Genomic DNA, 17,286 nt, shown 5'->3' on the forward strand with positions numbered 1-17,286 from the left:
GGTTACCCGAAGGGGGGGTGTTCGCGTGACCGGTGCCTCGTTAACGTCTGTGGTGAAGGCGCGCCCCGGAGCGTGTGGGAGGGTCCATCGTCCACCAGGGGTACGGGTGGTCGCGCCGATCATCGTCGGTCCCAGGGGCTGTCCCCCGCCCCTGGGCCTGGCCCACTCTCCCTGCCGCGCCGGTGTGTCCCGCCCGGTGCCGCCTCGCGCCCGCCCCCGTGCCATCGCCCCGGCGCCCCCTGCCCGTCGGCATGGACCGGGCTCAACGGGATCAGGTTGCAGGGGAGTGCTGTGCCCGACGGGTCCGTACCGCTACCGTGCACGCTGGGTTTTCGAGGAGAACCGAGCGGCGTTCGGGTCTTGCGGTAGAACGTGTTCCAGTACTAGCCTCGGGGTGTGCCTCGCTCGGCGGGGGCGCCCGACCGTTCGGTCGTGAGCGTCGTCGGCGACAGGTGAGACCGTCGCCCGTCGATGTCGGATCGCGCCCCGACCTCGGCGGGCGTCGTCCTTTCCCGGGGCTTTCCGGGTGTGCTCCGGGTCGGGGTCAGCCGAGGAGCCGCGTGATCTCGCCGAAGGTCGGACAGGGCCAGGGCAGGCGACACCCCTGGCAGTGCGGGTCGTCCTGATCGTCGGGGCTGTGCAGGCCGAGCAGGTCCAGGCAGAGCCCGGCCAGGGCGGAGACCTCGTTGCGAGCGTTGGCGTAGAAGGCGACGTCGTTGATCCGCGCCAGGGCGCTGTCGGTGCGGGCGTCGGGGAGCCCGACCGTATCCGGCTCCCAGGGCACCGCGCGGTCCGAGCGCTCCAGTATCGCCTCCACGCACTGGAGCAGCCGGGCGTGTTCGGAGTCGTGGACCCTCCGTGTCGCTGGTCTCGTGAACGGCGGCATCGCTGATCGCCCCCAACGGGTGGATACGCAGCGGCTCATCCCCCAAGGAAAAGCACTGTGACATAGCGTACACACCTCGTCGCGTATTGTCGCGACTTGGGACTGTGGTCCGTCCTGGTCACGTGGCCGCCGGACCGTGGGGAGTGGGGGCGCGGGCTGTCCCCAAGGGGAGGGACAGCCCGCAGGTCGGGGAAGGCACCCGTCGCACGAGCGCGGGGCCCCGCCTGGGGAACCGGTCAGCCGCAGCGGCCGCCGCAGCCGCAGGAGCCGCCGCTCTGGCAGCCACAGCCGCAGCTCGATCCGCAGCCGCATCCGCTCAGGCCCGGCGGTCTGGTCAGGGGGTCGGTCACAGTCCCTCCTCAAGGGCTCGACGCCGTCACCCGTGCGCGATCTCGCCGGGTCCGGGATCGGATTCGGCGCCACGGGCGAGTTTCCCGCCCCAGGAAGTGCCCGCTGACCGGCTTTTCCAATCGGAGACGGGAACCTTGCCCTCCCATGACCCGGCGGGGGCTGACCGGCCCCCTCACCGGGTTCCCGGTCTGACCTGTACCTTCCGGCCCGGGGGTCAGGCGAAGAAGGTCGGGGTCGTGGCCGGGCGCCGTGTCATTCGGTAGAGCCAAACCTGGCCGAGGAGCATGACCGGAACCACGGGCAACAGCATCGACCAGACGAACGCACCGGTCATCCCGGGAGGGGCCGACAGGGGAGTCCCGACGGAGAGCGCCACCACCAGCCCGGGCACCGCGATCGCCAGCGCCGACGTGTGCCGGGACAGCATCGGACCGGTCAGCCCGCTGGTCGCGGCCAGCGCCGCCGCGAGGATGCCGACCAGGACCGCCGCGACCTCGGGGCGGACCAGGGCCGGTCCACCGAGGCCCACCCCGACCAGCACGGTCACCGCCAGGGCCGCCAACGCCGTCCTGGCCAGGGGACGGGTCGCCCGGGCCGCGGCGTCCGCGCTCTCCGCCTCCGAGGCCCCCACCAGACGCTCCGCGCCGAAGGCCGCGCCGCGCAGCGCGAACAGCGCGACGACTGTCACGGTGCCCAGGACGGTGAACGGGTCCGGGGCCAGTCCGTCACCGACCAGGGCGGTCAGGACCAGCCCCCAGCAGACGGCCAGCGTCCAACTGCCCGCCACGAGCGCCGTGTCGCACAGGGACCTCCACCGCCGGTCGTCCACCCGGGAACGGAACCACAGCCCCGCGTCCCGGACCAGCCACCCGAGCGCCAGGGCCACGAGCACCGGCCACAGGGCACCGACCAGCTCGTGCTCCAGGTCGGGGAAGAGCCCGGCCAGCACGCCGAGAGCGGCGACCAGCCACACCTCGGAGGCCAGGAAGTAGGGGGCGACGGCCGCCACCACACGGCGGCGCTCGGCCGGGGTGCGCGCCACGTGGGGCACGAGCATGCCCAGACCGACGTCGGACCCGGCGAGCACCAGGTAGCCCACGACGAACAACGCGAGGAGCGCTGTGGACAGGAGTTCCATGATGGCTGCTTCCCTTGACCGTTGACTCTCGGAACGTGCGCGTGCGGTTCAGAACGTGGGGACGGGGTCGGGGTCCTTGGATCGCTCCTCCTCCCAGTGCTCGGCGAGCGGACCTCCCTCGGGGCCGCGTCGGGCGAACCGGACCAGCAACCAGCAGGTCACGCAGGCCAGGACCCCGAAGGCGACCGTGAACAGGGTGAACGAGGTCACCGCGGCGCCCGGCGACAGAGGCGTCACCGCGTCGGCGGTGGTCAGGTGGTGCACCACCACCCAGGGCTGCCGGTTGGTCTCGCGGTACACCCAGCCGCCCACGCTCGCCAGGTAGGGCAGGAAGGGGGAGAACAGGAGCAGGGCCAGCCCCCAGCGACGCGGCCGGAACCAGGACGGCACCCGGGGCGCGGAACCCGGACCGTCCGCGCCGGTGGCCGTGCTCCCGCGCCCGTTCCCGAACCACCGCCGGGGGTTCAGCGGTCCCCCGTACCGCGCCAGCAGCATCACCGGCCCGAGGAGGAACATGACCGTCCAGGCGGTCATCATGACCAGTTCACCGGCCGTGTTGACGGCGGACACGAAGGCGCTCGGACCGGCGGCCTCGATCGCCTCGATCCGCTCGGCCGTGTAGGTCAGCCCGCTGGTGGGCGGGTCCTGACCGAAGATCCGGAACTGCGCGCCACCGAAGCTCACCACGACCATCGGCATCACGGTCATGGTCACGGCGGCGAAGCCCATGCCGCGTCGGAAGATCCCGTGCGGGTCGTCCCCCCGCAGCAGGTGGTGAGCGCTGGCGGCCGCCACGACCAGCGCACCGACCAGCATGGCGCCGCTGACCACGTGCAGGAAGGCGAACACCGCCGCCGGGTTGGTCACCAGGGCGACCGGGTCGGTCAGGTGCGCGACCCCGTCCACCATCGCGAACCCCACCGGGTGACGCAGGAACCCGTTGGAGACCAGCACCCACCACGCGGAGGAGTACGCCGTCGCGGTGACCACGGAGAAGCAGAACAGGTGCGCCCACCGGCCCATGCGGTCCCAGCCGAAGATCCACAGCCCCAGGAACGTCGACTCGACGAAGAACGCCGTCATCGTCTCGACGGCCAGGGGAGCGGCGAAGGTGTACCCGAAGGTCTCGTGCAGCCCGCTCCAGTTCAGCGCGAGCTGGAGCTCCATCACCAGACCGGACAGGACGCCCATGCCGTAGTTGACCAGGTACAGGCCGCCCCAGAAGCGCACGGCGACCATGCGGGACCGGTCCCCGCGCAGGGTCGCCACGAGCTGGGTTCCGAGGATGTACGGAGCCAGCCCCAGCGTGAGCGCCACGAACACGTAGTGCGTGGCCGCCGTCAGCGCGAACTGGAGCCGGGCGAGCACGAGGGGATCGTCGAACACGGGAGGGCCTCTGCGGTCGTCGGTGGGGACGCCCCAGCCTCCGCCGACGGTCGGGGGCGGCGCATCGCCCCCAGGGCGGCATCCGAGGGCCGTCCGGAGGGGTACTCCGCCGTCCGCTCCTACTCCCCGGGGCGTACGGGACGACCCCGAGGCGCCCTCAGGGTCGCCCGGGTGCGCGGTGGCGCCGCCCCCGCCGCTACCCGTCCCGCGACCAGCCGGGGGTCACCAACGCCGTCTCGTAGGCGAGGACCACGAGCTGGGCCCGGTCGCGCACGCCCAGCTTCACCATGGCGCGGCTGACGTGGGTCTTGGCGGTGGCCGGACTGAGCACCAGCTCCCGGGCGATCTCCTCGTTGGACATCCCCCGGCCGACCAGAGCCAGGACCTCCCGCTCGCGGTCGGTGAGCCCGTTCAGCCGGACGGAGGAGGGCGGCGCCCCCGCTGGGCGGCGGGCGAAGTCGGAGATCAGCCGCCGGGTGATCCCGGGGGAGAGCAGCGCCTCGCCCTCGAACACCACCCGCACCGCCTGGAGCAGGTCGCGCGGCTCGGTGTCCTTCACGAGGAAACCGCTGGCGCCCCCGCGCAGCGCCTCGAAAATGTACTCGTCAAGGTCGAACGTGGTGAGGATGACGACCCGGGTCCGCTCCAGCGACGGTTCCGCGAGGATGCGCCCGGTGGCGTCCAGCCCGTCCACCTCCGGCATCCGGATGTCCATCAGCACCACGTCGGGGCGTTCGGCCAGCGCGAGCCGTACCGCCTCCGCGCCGTCGGCCGCCTCCGCGACCACCTGGATGTCGGGCGCGCTGTCCAACAGCGCGCGGAACCCCGCGCGCACGAGCGCCTGGTCGTCCGCGAGCAGTACCCGGATCAACCCGTTCCCCCCGTCTCACCACGGGGGTCACCGTCGATCGGCAACCGCACCCGCACCCGGAATCCTCCACCCTCCACGGGCCCGGCGTCCACCGAGCCGCCCACGAGAGAGGCTCGCTCACGCATCCCGGTGATGCCGTTGCCCACGGCGGGCGGGCCCACCGTCCCGTGTCCGTCGTCCGTGACCTCGACGGTCAGCAGGGAGGGCCCGTAGTCGATCCGCACCCGGGCACCGTCCGCCCCGGAGTGGCGGACCACGTTGGTGAGCGCCTCCTGCACGGCCCGGTAGGCCACCCCCTCGGTGCCCACGGACAGCCGCCGCTCCTCCCCGGTCACCTCCACCTCGGTGGGCAGTCCCGCGCCCCGGGCGCCCTCCACCAGGTCCCCGACCCGGTCCAGCCCCGGGACCGGAGACCGGGGCGCCGCCGCGTCCTCGTCCACCGCGCGCAGCACCCCCAGCATCGCCCTGAGCTCGCTCAGCGTGTCCTTGCTGGTCTGCTTGATGGTGGACAGCGCCTCGACGGCCCTCTCCGGCTGGATCTCCATCAGGTAGAGCGCCGTCCCGGCCTGCACGTTGATCAGCGAGATGTTGTGGGCCACGGTGTCGTGCACGTCGCGCGCCAGCCGCAGCCGCTCGTCGGAGGCCCTGCGCAGCAGCTCCTCCTCGCGGGTGCGGGCGGCCTCCAGCTCGCGTTCGCGGTCCGCCCTCAGGTACTCCTGGCGCCAGCGCACCACCTCGGCGGCGCACAGCAGCAACATCACCCACGCCACGATCCCGACCGCCTCGGGACGGTAGGTGCCCGTGGCCAGGAACTCGTAGGCGTTGACCGCCGCGAACTGCCCGACCCCCAGGGTCCACCCGAAGGCCCGGTACCCCCAGCGCACCACGGTGTACAGCATCACGGCGGTGCACAGCATCACCATGCCGTCGGGGAAGCCCAGCGGGTAGTAGACGGTGGCGGCCACCACCGAGACCACGGCGACCGTGCGGGGGAGGGCGGTCCGCCACAGGACCGGCAGGCAGGCCGCGAGGATCAGGGCGTACCCCCACGGCCGGGGGTCCAGGTCCTCGGGGACCGGGTCGACCACCTCGACCAGCAGGGTGCTGCCCAGCGACAGGAACACGAGGGCGGCCGTCAACCGGAGGTCGGTGCGGGTGGGACGCGGAACGCGTGCGAGGAGTGCTGCCACGCCCACGACGGTACGGCGGCCGCACCGGCGGCGCCGTCCTCCTCAGGGTGACTCTTCGGGGGCGGGCCTACTCCCCCCGGAGTAGTCCGGCCTCGGAGAAGGTCAGAAGAGGTCGGTCGGCGGCGCGGGGGAGTCCTTCGCCTCCGCGTCGTGTACGGGGGAGTGGCCGGAGAGGAACCGGTCCAGGTCCTCGCCCTCCACCAGCCGGGCCATCTCGGGGTCCCGGTGCGCCAGCCGCCCCAGCTCCTCCACCGGCAGCGGCCGGTGGCCCGCCACCAGCACCAGGTTGCCGAACCGGCGCCCGCGCAGGATGCCCGGTTCGGCGGTCATCACCACGTGTGGCAGCACCGAACGCACCGTGGCCACCTGGGCGCGCGTGTGCCGCAGCGCGTAGCCGTCCCCGACGTTCACCACCAGGAACCCGCCCGGCCGCAGCACCCGCGCCGCCTCCGCGTAGAACTCCACCGAGGTCAGGCGGGCCGGGGTCCGCGCCCCGGAGAAGACGTCGGACACGATCAGGTCCGCGCCGTCCTCGTGCCTGGCGCTGATCCACTCCCGGGCGTCACCGATCCCCACTCGGAGTTGGGCCCTGCGGTCCCACGGCAGACGCCGTCGCACCAGCTCCACCAGCGCCGCGTCCACGTCCACCGCGCGCTGACGCGACCCCGGGCGCGTGTGCGCCACGTACCGGGCCACCGTCAGGGCCCCGGCACCCAGGTGCAACGCCTCGACCGGCTCACCCTCCGGCGCGACCAGGTCGACCGCGTGCGCGATCCGCCGCACGTACGAGAAGTCCAGGTATCCGGGGTCGGACAGGTCCACGTGCGACTGCGGTGTGCCCTCCACCAGCAGGAACCACGAGTTGGCGCGGTCCGCGTCAGCGAGCAGGTCGACCCCGGGCACCACCGAGACCTCCTCCTCCGCCTCGACCCTGTCACGCACACGTCTGCCCATGTCCCCCACCCCGGTCCGCACGATCCCCCAACGTTAGGCGCAGTCGGGAGCCTTCGGAAACTGGCGCGCGAACCCCCTCGAAGGAGCGCTAGCCTGGGGTTCCCCAGAAGTCCCAACCCGCGCCCTCCGGGGCGCGATCACCGAGGAGTGGCCGTGCTACTGCGGATGTCGAACCTGTTCCTGCGCACCCTGCGTGAGGACCCGGCGGACGCCGAGGTGCCGAGCCACAAGCTCCTCGTCCGCGCCGGGTACGTCCGCCGCGCCGCCCCCGGCATCTACACCTGGCTGCCCCTGGGCAAGATCGTCCTGGAGAACGTCGCGCGCGTCGTGCGCGAGGAGATGAACGCGATCGGCGGCCAGGAGGTCCTGCTGCCCGCGCTGCTCCCCAAGGAGTTCTACGAGACCACCGGGCGCTGGGAGGAGTACGGCGACACCCTCTTCCGCCTCAAGGACCGCAAGGGCGCCGACTACCTCCTCGGCCCCACTCACGAGGAGCTCTTCACCCTCCTCGTCAAGGGCGAGTACTCGTCCTACAAGGACTTCCCGGTCGTGCTCTACCAGATCCAGGAGAAGTTCCGCGACGAGGCCCGCCCGCGCGCCGGCGTGCTGCGCGGCCGCGAGTTCCACATGAAGGACTCCTACTCCTTCGACACCGACGACGAGGGCCTCCAGCAGTCCTACGACCAGCACCGGGCCGCCTACATCCGGATCTTCGACCGGCTGGGCCTGGACTACGTCATCGTCTCCGCGACCTCCGGCGCCATGGGCGGCTCGGCCTCCGAGGAGTTCCTGGCCGTCGCGCCCACCGGCGAGGACACCTTCGTGCGCAGCACGGAGTCCGACTACGCGGCCAACGTCGAGGCCGTGCGGACCCCTGCCCCGGCTGAGGGCCCCGTGGAGGGGCTGCCCGAGGCCCGGGTCCACCACACCCCCGGCACCGCCACCATCCAGACCCTGGTGGACTTCCTCAACGGCGCCGGGCTCGACCGCGACTTCACCGAGGCCGACACCCTCAAGAACGTCCTTGTCAAGACCCGCGCCCCGGGCAGCAAGGAGTGGGAGCTCCTCGGCATCGGCCTGCCCGGTGACCGCGAGGTCGACCTCAAGCGCCTGGAGGCCGCCCTGGAGCCCACCGAGGTCGCGCTCCTGGACGACGCCGACTTCGCCGCCAACACGTTCCTGGCCAAGGGCTACATCGGCCCGCGCGCCCTGCTGGACAACAAGGTCCGCTACCTCGTCGACCCGCGCGTGGCCACCGGCACCTCGTGGGTGACCGGCGCCGACCGCACCGACCACCACGTGCTCGACCTCGTGGCCGGACGCGACTTCACCCCGGACGGCACCATCGACGTCGCCGAGGTGCGCGACGGCGACGCCTCGCCCGACGGCCGGGGCACCCTGTACACGGCGCGCGGCATCGAGATCGGGCACATCTTCCAGCTCGGCCGCAAGTACACCGACGCCTTCAAGTTGGACGCCCTCGGCCCGGACGGCAAGCCCCGCCGCGTCACGATGGGCTCCTACGGCATCGGCGTCTCCCGCGCCGTCGCCTCCGTGGTCGAGCAGTCGCACGACGACAAGGGCATCGTCTGGCCTCGGGAGATCGCCCCCGCCGACGTGCACGTGGTCGGCACCGGCAAGGGCGGCGAGGTCGAGGAGGCCCTGCGGATCGGCGGAGAGCTGGAGGCGCGCGGCCTGCGCGTGCTCGTCGACGACCGCAAGGCCGCCCCCGGCGTGAAGTTCAACGACGCCGAGCTGCTGGGGATCCCGACCGTGGTCATCGTCGGCCGTGGCCTCAAGGACGGCCTGGTCGAGCTGCGCGACCGCCGCACCGGTGAGCGCACCGACGTGCCGGTCGGCGAGATCGTCGAGAGCACCGTCGCCGCCTGCGCCGGGTAGGGCGCGGCACGAACGGGGAGGGGGCTCCCGCGCCGGTGCGCTCGGGAGCCCCCTTCGTGTGTCCGGAGCGGACTCCGGCAGCGCTGGTCAGCCGTGGTCGAAGGCGGGGAGGGGGTCGAGCTCGGCGCCCCACTCCAGCGAACGCACCGTCGCCTCCTGGAGACTGCGTGCCGCCGTGACCCGCAGGTCGGTGTCGGCGGACGAGCTCAGCCACAGGTAGGCGCTCATGGTGGTCTCCTCCAGCCGAACGGCGAAGTCGTCCATGTCGCCGCCGTCGCGCCCCTCGGGCAGCGGGTAGGAGGCGAGCGCGGCCGGGGGGTCCACACCGCGCTCGACGGAGGCCGCGTGCAGGGAGTCCCGGAGCGCCTTGTGCTCGTAGGCGGACGCCGAGGCCCGCTCACGGCGGGTCCGGTCACCGGCGGCGCCGCCGATGAACTCGTGCCCGTACACGGCGGCGTGCTCGGCCCTCAGGGCCTCCGCCAGGGCCGCGCCGGTGGGGTCACCGCTCTCGGAGGGGGAGGCGTCCGCACCGGTCTCCCCGGAGCCCTGCGCGGGCGTGGGGCTCTCGCTCACCTGACTACCTTCCTTCCACCTTCACGCCGCTCGGACGTCCCTGGGATGTTCCTCGACTTCTTCCGCCGCCGTCCCTTCGGCACCGCGCGCCGCGCCGTCGCCCCCGTGACCGCTCAGGCACGCGCGAGCAGGTGGGCGTGCCCGGCCTCGCAGGCGCCGATCCCGCTCACGAGCTGGGCCAGACCGGGGTCGGTCACGGCCGCGGCCTGGTCGAGCCGGGCGCTGGTCGCGGCGGCGGCGAGGGCGCGCAGCCCCGGGACGTCGGGCACGGCCTCCAGCGCGGGGTCCGCCGCCGAGGTCGGGGCCCCGTCCTCGGCGGCCTCGGTGTCGTCGTGCGCCTCCACCCCTTCGGGCAGGGCGTCCAACAGCGCGTCCAGGTGGGTGGCGTGGTCCTCCAGCAGCCGCTCCAGCAGCTCCGCCGGGCCCGTGCCGTGTGCCAGCGCGGCCTCGTGCCGGACGATCGCCCGCTCCTTCTCCCGGATGAGCGAGCGCAGGACGGCGACGTCCGGCGTGACGTCGAACGGGTACCAGTCGGCCCCGGCGCATCCGGTCACCCCGACCGCTCCCGCGACGGAGCCGGTCACGGCGACACCCGTCAGCACGAGGCTCCGGGCCGCGAAGGACCTCCTCGTCAGCCCGGGCGCCGTGCGACCGCTGGCGTTTCCCTGGTCCACGCGCGCTCTCCTCCCGTACCCCACGGCGTCGACTGGACCGCCGTCACCGGCGGTCAGCCCCCATCTTTCCACGGTCGGGGACGGGCACGGGTCGTACCGGCACCCCCTGCCAGGACGGTGTTCCCGCGGGGCCGACCCCGGTCCGCGACCACCCCCCGTCCGCGTGTACCGACCTGGGCGCCGCTCAGGTGTGGATACCCTTGCACCACAACCGCCGTCGCACGCGACGCGCGGCGCTCACGCTGCCCGCACGGGGGCGTCGAGCGGATTCGACGAAGACTACGTACAGAGCTGGACCGCCCCGTTCAACGGCACACGGCCGAGCGGGCGGGATTTCGCCGTTTGAGGGGCTAATCACGCATGGGAGCGCAGGCGCGCAACGAGCGCATCGCCGAGCTGCTTGAGCCGGTACTGGCCGAGGCCGGACTGGACCTGGAGGCCGTCGAGCTGACACCCGCGGGCAAACGCCGGGTGCTGCGCGTGGTCGTCGACTCCGACGACGGGGTCGACCTGGACACCGTCGGTGAGGTCAGCCAGGCCGTCAACGAGAGCCTGGACGCCTCCGACGTCATGGGCGAGCAGCCCTACGTGCTGGAGGTCACCTCCCCGGGGGTGGACCGTCCGCTGACGCTGCCGCGCCACTGGCGGCGCTCCCAGGGGCGTCTGGTGAAGGTCTCCCTCGTCGAGGGCGGCGACCTCACCGGGCGCGTCACCGGGTCCGACGACCAGGGCGTCACCCTGGACGTCAGGGGCCGCCCCCGCACCCTGGCCTACGACACGATCGCCAAGGCCAAGGTCCAGGTGGAATTCCGTCGCGAAGCCGACACCGACGCGGCGGACTAGAGGGGGAGCCCCATGGATATTGACATGAGTGTCCTGCGCAGCCTGGAGCGCGAGAAGGACATCGCCGTCGAGCTCGTGGCCAAGGCCATCGAGGACGCCCTCCTGATCGCCTACCACCGCGAGGAGGGCCCCGACAAGAAGGCCCGCGTGGAGCTGAACCGTTCCACCGGCCACGTGGTCGTCTGGGTCTCCGAGACCGACGAGGAGGGCGAGGTCGTCGGTGAGTTCGACGGCACCCCCACCGGGTTCGGTCGCATCGCGACCTCCACCGCCAAGCAGGTCATCCTCCAGCGTCTGCGCGACGCCGAGGACGAGCTGACCCTCGGCGAGTTCGCCGGACGCGAGCACGACATCGTCTCCGGGATCATCCAGCAGGGCAACGACCCGCGCAACGTCCTGGTCGACCTCGGCAAGATCGAGGCCGTCCTGCCCCCGCAGGAGCAGGTCCCGACCGAGGACTACACCCACGGCGAGCGTCTGCGCGCCTACGTGGTGCAGGTCCGCAAGGGCCACCGCGGTCCCTCGGTCACCCTCTCGCGCACCCACCCCAACCTGGTGCGCAAGCTCTTCGAGCTGGAGGTCCCCGAGATCGCGGACCACACCGTGGAGATCGCCGCGATCGCCCGCGAGGCCGGCCACCGCACGAAGATGGCGGTCCGATCCAACCGGGGCGGCGTCAACGCCAAGGGTGCCTGCATCGGCCCGCTCGGCAGCCGGGTCCGCAACGTCATGGCCGAGCTCCACGGAGAGAAGATCGACATCGTCGACTACTCCGAGGACCCCGCCGTGTTCGTCGCCAACGCCCTCTCCCCGGCCCGGGTCAACTCGGTCGAGATCCTCGACATGGCCGCCCGGGTGGCCCGCGTGGTCGTGCCGGACTACCAGCAGTCGCTGGCGATCGGCAAGGAGGGCCAGAACGCCCGTCTCGCCGCTCGGCTGACCGGCTGGCGTATCGACATCCGCTCCGACGCCGAGCCCGCGCGGGACCCGGCCGAGGACGCGGACGAGGCCGTCCGGGGGGACGAAGACACCCCTTCGGCCGGTTAATCGGGTCGCGCCCATGTCCCGACGCGATAGGGTGGCCGGAGACGGTCCTGACCGCCCCGTGCGTACCTGCGTGGGGTGCCGGTCGCGGACAGTCCAGTCCGACCTCGTGCGGCTGGTGGCCGTGGGCACGGTCATCACGCCCGACACCCGAGGTCGACGTCCGGGGCGCGGCGCCTATCTGCACGACGATCGGCGATGCCTGGAGCTCGCCGAACGCCGCAGAGCATGGTCCCGTGCCTTCCGGAACCGGAACGGTGGTGGCGCCACCGGGTGGGACGTCTCACTTGTGAGGTCCCTGCTTGGTGACGCCCCCGCTTGACCGAGCTCCGCTCGGTTCCGGATAGGGTTGGAATGTCCGCGCCGACTCCGTGGTTGATGTGACCGAGGTCGGCGTGTAGTGCTGTGTCGGCACCTATGAGCTGGCCCATTGTTGTGTAGCGATGAGGAAGCAGGTCGAGATTGCGATGAGCGCCTGATGAGTACGCAGCGATGAGTAACTCGAGCTAACGACGGTCCGGCACAAGCCCATGTCCCGGACCGAAGCTGAAGGAGAAGTGTGGCGAAGGTCCGGGTGTACGAACTCGCCAAGGAGTTCGGTGTAGAGAGCAAGGCCGTGCTGGCCAAGCTCAACGAGATGGGCGAATTCGTCCGTTCGGCGTCCTCGACGATAGAGGCCCCCGTCGTTCGACGCCTGCAAGAAGCTTTCGACAACGGTTCCGACGGCGGCAAGAAGGGCGGATCGGCCAAGCCCGGTCCCAAGCCCGCCGCCGAAGGTTCGGCGCGTCCCGCGGCTCCCAAGCCCGGCCCCGCGCCCAAGCCGGGCCCGAAGCCCGGCCCGGCCGCGCGCCCCGCGGCCCCCAAGACCGAGGCCCCGGCCGAGAAGCCGGCCGCTCCGGTCGAGAAGCCCGCCGCGCCGGTGGAGAAGCCCGCGGTTCCGCATTTCGAGAAGCCCGCCGAGCGGCCCGAGTCCGCTCCGAAGCCCGGCCCCAAGCCGGCTCCGAGGGCTGCCCGCGGCGACGCTCCGCGTCCCGGCGGCCCCAAGCCCGGCGGTGCCCAGGGCGGCGCCCGTGGCGACCGTCCCCAGCGCGGTGACCGTCCGGAGCGTTCCGGCGGCCGTGAGGGTGGCGGACGCGAGGGTGGCCGTGACGGCGGCCGCAGCCCGCGTCCGGGCGGTCCCCGTCCGGGCCCGCGTCCGGGCAACAACCCGTTCGCGTCCAACGCCTCGGGCATGGGCTCCAAGCCCTCCGCCCCGCGTCCCGGCGGTGCCGCCGGTCCGCGCCCGGGTCCCCGTCCCGGTGGCCCGCAGGGCGGCGGCGAACAGCGCGCTCCCCGTCCCGGCGGCGGCGCTCCGCGTCCCGGCGGTGCCGGTGGCCCGCGTCCGGGTCCCCGTCCCGGTGGCCCGCAGGGCGGCGGCGAACAGCGCGCCCCGCGTCCCGGCGGTGCCGCGGGCGCTCCCCGTCCCGGTGGCGGTGCTCCGCGCCCGGGTGGCGGCGGCGCTCCGCGTCCCGGCGGTCCGCGTCCCAGCCCGATGAACATGCCCTCGTCCCGTCCGGCCGCGCCCGCTGGCGGCGGCCGTGGCGGTGCCGGCGGCGGTCGTCCCGGTGGCGGCGGTGGCCGCGGCCGTGGTGGCGCTCCCGCCGGTGCGGGTCCGCGTCCCGGTGGCGGCGGCGGTCGTCCCGGCGGCTTCGGTGGTCGTCCCGGTGGCGGCGGTCGCGGTCGCGGTGGCGGAACGGCCGGTGCGTTCGGTCGTCCGGGCGGTCGTCCCGGGCGTGCGCGCAAGTCCAAGAAGCAGCGGCGTCAGGAGTTCAACGACCTCCAGGCCCCGTCCTTCGGCGGCGTGAAGATCCCGAGCGGCAACAACCAGGTCATCCGTCTGTCCCGTGGCGCCTCGCTCTCGGACTTCGGCGACAAGATCGACGTCAACCCGGCGTCGCTGGTCCAGGTCATGATGCACCTGGGCGAGATGGTCACCGCGACCCAGTCGCTGCCCGACGAGACGCTCCAGCTGCTCGGCGAGGAGCTGAAGTACACGATCGAGGTCGTGAGCCCCGAGGACGAGGACCGCGAGCTGCTCGAGTCCTTCTCCATCGAGTTCGGTGAGAACGAGGGAGGCGACGCCGAGCTGCGTCCGCGTCCGCCCGTGGTCACCGTCATGGGTCACGTCGACCACGGTAAGACCCGACTGCTGGACACCATCCGCAAGAGCAACGTCGTCAGCGGCGAGGCCGGCGGAATCACCCAGCACATCGGTGCCTACCAGGTCGCGACCGAGGTGGACGGCGAAGAGCGCAAGATCACCTTCATCGACACCCCCGGTCACGAGGCGTTCACCGCCATGCGTGCCCGTGGTGCGAAGGTCACCGACGTCGCGGTCCTGGTCGTGGCAGCCGACGACGGCGTCAAGCCGCAGACGGCCGAGGCCATCGACCACGCCAAGGCGGCCGAGGTGCCGATCGTGGTCGCGGTCAACAAGATCGACGTCGAGGGAGCGGACCCGCAGCGGGTGCGCGCCCAGATGACCGAGTACGGCCTCGTGGCCGAGGAGTACGGCGGCGACGTCCAGTTCGTGGACATCTCCGCGCTCAAGGGCGACAACATCGACGCCCTGCTCGAGTCGATCGTCCTCACGTCCGACGCGGCCCTGGACCTCCAGGCCAACCCGGACATGGACGCTCAGGGTCTGGCCATCGAGGCCTACCTGGACCGCGGTCGCGGTTCCATGGCCACGGTGCTGGTCCAGCGCGGCACGCTCAACGTCGGTGACTCCATCGTCTGTGGCGACGCCTTCGGCCGCGTCCGCGCCATGCTCGACGAGCACGGCGAGAACGTGCAGTCGGCCGAGCCGTCCCGTCCGGTCCAGGTCCTGGGTCTGACCAACGTGCCCAGCGCCGGTGACAGCTTCCTGGTCGTCAAGGACGACCGCGTGGCCCGTCAGATCGCCCAGCAGCGCGAGGCGCGCGAGCGCTTCGCCCAGCAGGCGAAGTCGGCCCGCCGGGTCACCCTCGACAACTGGCAGTCCGCCATCAAGGAGGGCGAGCGCTCCGAGCTGCTCCTCCTCATCAAGGGCGACATGTCCGGTTCGGTCGAGGCGCTCGAGGAGTCGCTGCTCAAGATCGACGCCGGTGGCGACGAGGTCAGCATCCGGATCATCGGACGCGGCGTCGGTGCCATCACGCAGAACGACATCAACCTGGCGTCGTCCGCGGACGCGATCATCGTCGGCTTCAACGTTCGGCCCGAGGGCAAGAACAGCCAGCTGGCGGACCGCATGGGCGTCGACATCCGGTACTACTCGGTCATCTACCAGGCCATCGACGAGGTCGAGGCCGCGGTCAAGGGTCTCCTCAAGCCCATCTACGAGGAGGTCCAGCTCGGCAGCGCCGAGGTCCGCGAGGTCTTCAAGGTGCCGAAGATCGGCAACATCGCCGGTTCCATCGTCCGCGACGGGATCATCCGCCGCAACACGAAGGCACGGCTCATCCGCGAGGGCAAGGTCATCTCCGAGAACCTCAACGTCGAGTCGCTGCGTCGGTTCAAGGACGACGCCACCGAGGTCCGCGAGGGCTTCGAGTGCGGTATCGGTGTCGGTTACAACGACATCCGGGTCGAGGACGTCATCGAGACCTACGAGATGCAGGAGAAGCCCCGCGACTAGTCGCGAGGACTGATCCACCTGGGGCCCCGGACGATCGTGTCCGGGGCCCCGCCTTTGACGGCTCACACAACACCACAGGTGATCACTTGTACGTTGGGGCGCTGACACTGGACGTGCTCCTCGGAGACGTCCACTCGCTCAAACAGAAGCGTTCGCTGGTCCGGCCGGTCATCGCCGAACTGCGACGGAAGTTCTCGGTGTCGGTCTCCGAAGTCGGGGAACACGACCTCTACCGTCGGGCCAGGATCGGTGTCGCGGTGGTCGCGCCGACCGCCGCGCACGCCCGGGACCAGATGGACACCTGCGAGCGTTTCGTCGCGGGCCGTCCCGAACTGGAGCTGCTCTCCGCCAGGCAGCGGCTCTTCAACGAAGAGGAAGACTGACGATGGTTGACGCCGCACGCGCGCGAAAGATCGCCGACCGAATCCAGCGGATCGTCGCCGAGATGCTGGACCGGCGAATCAAGGACCCGCGCCTGGGATTCGTCACCGTGACCGACGCCCGGATCACCGCGGACCTGCGGGACGCCACGGTGTACTACACGGTGTTCGGCACCCCCGAGGAGAAGGCGGCCAGCGCGGCCGCGCTGGAGAGCGCCAAGGGCGTGATCCGCAGCGAGGTCGGTCGCCAGACCGGCATCCGCCACACGCCCAGCCTGACCTTCGTCATCGACGAGGTGCAGGAGAACGCCCAGCACATCGAGAAGCTGCTGGTCGAGGCGCGCAGGTCCGACGAGGAGGTGGCCCAGAAGGCCACCGGAGCCAAGCACGCGGGTGAAGCCGACCCGTACAAGGCGCCTCGTGAGGACGAGGACGAGGACGACGAGTAACCCAGACCCCCCGGGGCGGCGGCAGCGGCCGCCGCCCCTCTCCCAGAAGGAGCCCCCATGGCCGACAGCGGTGTCGTGGTCGTCGACAAGCCCGCCGACTGGACCTCACACGACGTGGTCGCGAAGACCCGGGGTCTGGCGCGCACCCGACGCGTGGGCCACGCGGGCACCCTGGACCCGATGGCCACCGGGGTCCTGGTCCTGGGGATCGAGAAGGGCACCAAGCTGCTCGGTCACCTGACCCTGACCGAGAAGACCTACGAGGCCACGATCCGCCTCGGCCTGGTCACCAACACCGACGACGCCGAGGGTGAGCCCGGAGCCCGGGTGGACGCCTCCGCCGTCACCGACTCCGACGTGCGCGCCGCCGTCGCGAAGCTCACCGGCCCGATCCAGCAGGTCCCGCCGCAGGTCAGCGCGATCAAGGTGGACGGCAAGCGCGCCTACAAGTCGGCCCGTGAGGGCAAGGAGGTGGCGCTCAGGGCGCGGACGGTCACCATCTCCCAGTTCGACGTGACCGCCGTGCGGCACACCCCGGACGGCTTCGTGGACGTGGACGCGGTGATCACCGGCTCCAGCGGCACCTACATCCGCGCGCTCGCGCGCGACATGGGCGCGGACCTGGCCGTGGGCGGGCACCTCACCGCCCTGCGCCGCACCCGGGTGGGCCCCTACGACCTGTCCCAGGCCCGCACGCTCGACGAACTCGCCAAGGAGTTCACCCAGGTCCCCCTGGCCCAGGCCGTGGCAGCCGCGTTCCCGGTCCGCACCATGGACGAGGCCGAGACCCGTGCGATCCGCCACGGGAACCGGATCAGCGAGAGCTCCCTGGGCGACGGTCCCGTGGGGTTGTTCGCGCCGGACGGCACCGTGGTCGCCCTGGGCGAGAACCGCCCGGGCCACATGAAGCCGGTCGTGGTCTTCTCACCGGCCTGACCGGGATCCCCCGGCGGACGCGTGGCGGAAGCGGGGGGCCCGACGTGGCACGCT

16 protein-coding genes are annotated in these 17,286 nt (G+C 72.1%); 8 read left to right on the forward strand and 8 right to left on the reverse strand.

The window, feature by feature from the left end:
• Nucleotides 1-544: 544 nt before the first annotated feature.
• The 6 genes from ACFW3L_RS20665 to ACFW3L_RS20690 all read right to left on the reverse strand — a co-directional run bounded on the left by ACFW3L_RS20665 (nucleotide 545) and on the right by ACFW3L_RS20690 (nucleotide 6,776).
• Nucleotides 545-886: a hypothetical protein gene (locus ACFW3L_RS20665; RefSeq protein WP_378742892.1), complete on the reverse strand. Its 342-nt coding sequence runs from the start codon at nucleotides 884-886 to the stop codon at nucleotides 545-547.
• A gap of 565 nt (nucleotides 887-1,451) precedes the next feature.
• On the reverse strand, nucleotides 1,452-2,375 hold the full coding sequence (locus tag ACFW3L_RS20670) for a cytochrome d ubiquinol oxidase subunit II (RefSeq protein WP_378742894.1): 924 nt from the start codon (nucleotides 2,373-2,375) through the stop codon (nucleotides 1,452-1,454).
• A 48-nt stretch (nucleotides 2,376-2,423) separates the two neighbouring features.
• Nucleotides 2,424-3,761, reverse strand: coding sequence for a cytochrome ubiquinol oxidase subunit I (locus ACFW3L_RS20675; protein WP_378742896.1), 1,338 nt, complete (start codon nucleotides 3,759-3,761; stop codon nucleotides 2,424-2,426).
• 196 nt (nucleotides 3,762-3,957) lie between these two features.
• Nucleotides 3,958-4,632 (reverse strand): response regulator, encoded by a 675-nt coding sequence (locus ACFW3L_RS20680; RefSeq protein WP_378742898.1) that lies wholly within the window; start codon nucleotides 4,630-4,632, stop codon nucleotides 3,958-3,960.
• Nucleotides 4,629-5,822 (reverse strand): sensor histidine kinase, encoded by a 1,194-nt coding sequence (locus tag ACFW3L_RS20685; protein ID WP_378742900.1) that lies wholly within the window; start codon nucleotides 5,820-5,822, stop codon nucleotides 4,629-4,631. Before ACFW3L_RS20685 ends, ACFW3L_RS20680 begins: the two co-directional genes overlap by 4 nt.
• A 102-nt stretch (nucleotides 5,823-5,924) precedes the next feature.
• A complete protein-coding gene (locus tag ACFW3L_RS20690; RefSeq protein ID WP_378742902.1) occupies nucleotides 5,925-6,776 on the reverse strand; it encodes a spermidine synthase in 852 nt (283 codons plus the stop codon).
• A gap of 165 nt (nucleotides 6,777-6,941) precedes the next feature.
• Between ACFW3L_RS20690 and ACFW3L_RS20695 the strand changes: the two genes are divergently transcribed.
• A complete protein-coding gene (locus ACFW3L_RS20695; RefSeq protein WP_378743077.1) occupies nucleotides 6,942-8,675 on the forward strand; it encodes a proline--tRNA ligase in 1,734 nt (577 codons plus the stop codon).
• Nucleotides 8,676-8,762: 87 nt separating this feature from the next.
• Here ACFW3L_RS20695 and ACFW3L_RS20700 read toward each other — a convergent pair whose 3' ends face one another.
• Nucleotides 8,763-9,248, reverse strand: coding sequence for a ferritin-like domain-containing protein (locus ACFW3L_RS20700; RefSeq protein ID WP_378742904.1), 486 nt, complete (start codon nucleotides 9,246-9,248; stop codon nucleotides 8,763-8,765).
• A 113-nt stretch (nucleotides 9,249-9,361) separates the two neighbouring features.
• Nucleotides 9,362-9,922, reverse strand: coding sequence for a hypothetical protein (locus tag ACFW3L_RS20705; RefSeq protein WP_378742906.1), 561 nt, complete (start codon nucleotides 9,920-9,922; stop codon nucleotides 9,362-9,364).
• A 360-nt stretch (nucleotides 9,923-10,282) separates the two neighbouring features.
• Here ACFW3L_RS20705 and rimP point away from each other — a divergent pair, with 360 nt between their 5' ends.
• The 7 genes from rimP (at nucleotide 10,283) to truB (ending at nucleotide 17,232) form a co-directional block, all read left to right on the forward strand.
• On the forward strand, nucleotides 10,283-10,765 hold the full coding sequence (rimP, locus tag ACFW3L_RS20710) for a ribosome maturation factor RimP (RefSeq protein ID WP_378742908.1): 483 nt from the start codon (nucleotides 10,283-10,285) through the stop codon (nucleotides 10,763-10,765).
• A 24-nt stretch (nucleotides 10,766-10,789) separates the two neighbouring features.
• The gene (gene nusA / locus ACFW3L_RS20715) at nucleotides 10,790-11,812 is read left to right on the forward strand and encodes a transcription termination factor NusA (RefSeq protein WP_378743079.1); all 1,023 of its coding nucleotides are present in this window, start codon (nucleotides 10,790-10,792) and stop codon (nucleotides 11,810-11,812) included.
• 13 nt (nucleotides 11,813-11,825) lie between these two features.
• Nucleotides 11,826-12,131 carry a YlxR family protein gene (locus ACFW3L_RS20720; RefSeq protein ID WP_378742910.1) on the forward strand — a complete coding sequence of 102 codons (306 nt, stop codon included), beginning with the start codon at nucleotides 11,826-11,828 and terminating at the stop codon, nucleotides 12,129-12,131.
• 237 nt (nucleotides 12,132-12,368) lie between these two features.
• A complete protein-coding gene (gene infB, locus ACFW3L_RS20725) occupies nucleotides 12,369-15,467 on the forward strand; it encodes a translation initiation factor IF-2 (protein ID WP_378742912.1) in 3,099 nt (1,032 codons plus the stop codon).
• A gap of 86 nt (nucleotides 15,468-15,553) precedes the next feature.
• A complete protein-coding gene (locus ACFW3L_RS20730) occupies nucleotides 15,554-15,850 on the forward strand; it encodes a DUF503 domain-containing protein (RefSeq protein WP_357762419.1) in 297 nt (98 codons plus the stop codon).
• A 2-nt stretch (nucleotides 15,851-15,852) separates the two neighbouring features.
• Entirely contained in the window at nucleotides 15,853-16,296 is a 444-nt protein-coding gene (gene rbfA, locus ACFW3L_RS20735) for a 30S ribosome-binding factor RbfA (protein ID WP_378742914.1), read from the forward strand.
• A gap of 57 nt (nucleotides 16,297-16,353) precedes the next feature.
• Nucleotides 16,354-17,232 carry a tRNA pseudouridine(55) synthase TruB gene (gene truB, locus ACFW3L_RS20740; protein WP_378742916.1) on the forward strand — a complete coding sequence of 293 codons (879 nt, stop codon included), beginning with the start codon at nucleotides 16,354-16,356 and terminating at the stop codon, nucleotides 17,230-17,232.
• Nucleotides 17,233-17,286 lie beyond the last annotated feature (54 nt).

Source organism: Nocardiopsis sp. NPDC058789 (assembly GCF_042745575.1).
Lineage (GTDB): Bacteria > Actinomycetota > Actinomycetes > Streptosporangiales > Streptosporangiaceae > Nocardiopsis > Nocardiopsis eucommiae.

Excerpts from the sequence above, each read along its gene's own strand:
- ACFW3L_RS20665 (WP_378742892.1), bottom strand. The coding sequence starts at position 886 with ATGCCGCCGTTCACGAGACCAGCGACACGGAGGGTCCACGACTCCGAA.
- ACFW3L_RS20670 (WP_378742894.1), bottom strand. The coding sequence starts at position 2,375 with ATGGAACTCCTGTCCACAGCGCTCCTCGCGTTGTTCGTCGTGGGCTAC.
- ACFW3L_RS20690 (WP_378742902.1), bottom strand. The coding sequence starts at position 6,776 with ATGGGCAGACGTGTGCGTGACAGGGTCGAGGCGGAGGAGGAGGTCTCG.
- ACFW3L_RS20695 (WP_378743077.1), top strand. The coding sequence starts at position 6,942 with ATGTCGAACCTGTTCCTGCGCACCCTGCGTGAGGACCCGGCGGACGCC.
- rimP (WP_378742908.1), top strand. The coding sequence starts at position 10,283 with ATGGGAGCGCAGGCGCGCAACGAGCGCATCGCCGAGCTGCTTGAGCCG.
- nusA (WP_378743079.1), top strand. The coding sequence starts at position 10,790 with ATGAGTGTCCTGCGCAGCCTGGAGCGCGAGAAGGACATCGCCGTCGAG.
- ACFW3L_RS20720 (WP_378742910.1), top strand. The coding sequence starts at position 11,826 with ATGTCCCGACGCGATAGGGTGGCCGGAGACGGTCCTGACCGCCCCGTG.
- rbfA (WP_378742914.1), top strand. The coding sequence starts at position 15,853 with ATGGTTGACGCCGCACGCGCGCGAAAGATCGCCGACCGAATCCAGCGG.
- truB (WP_378742916.1), top strand. The coding sequence starts at position 16,354 with ATGGCCGACAGCGGTGTCGTGGTCGTCGACAAGCCCGCCGACTGGACC.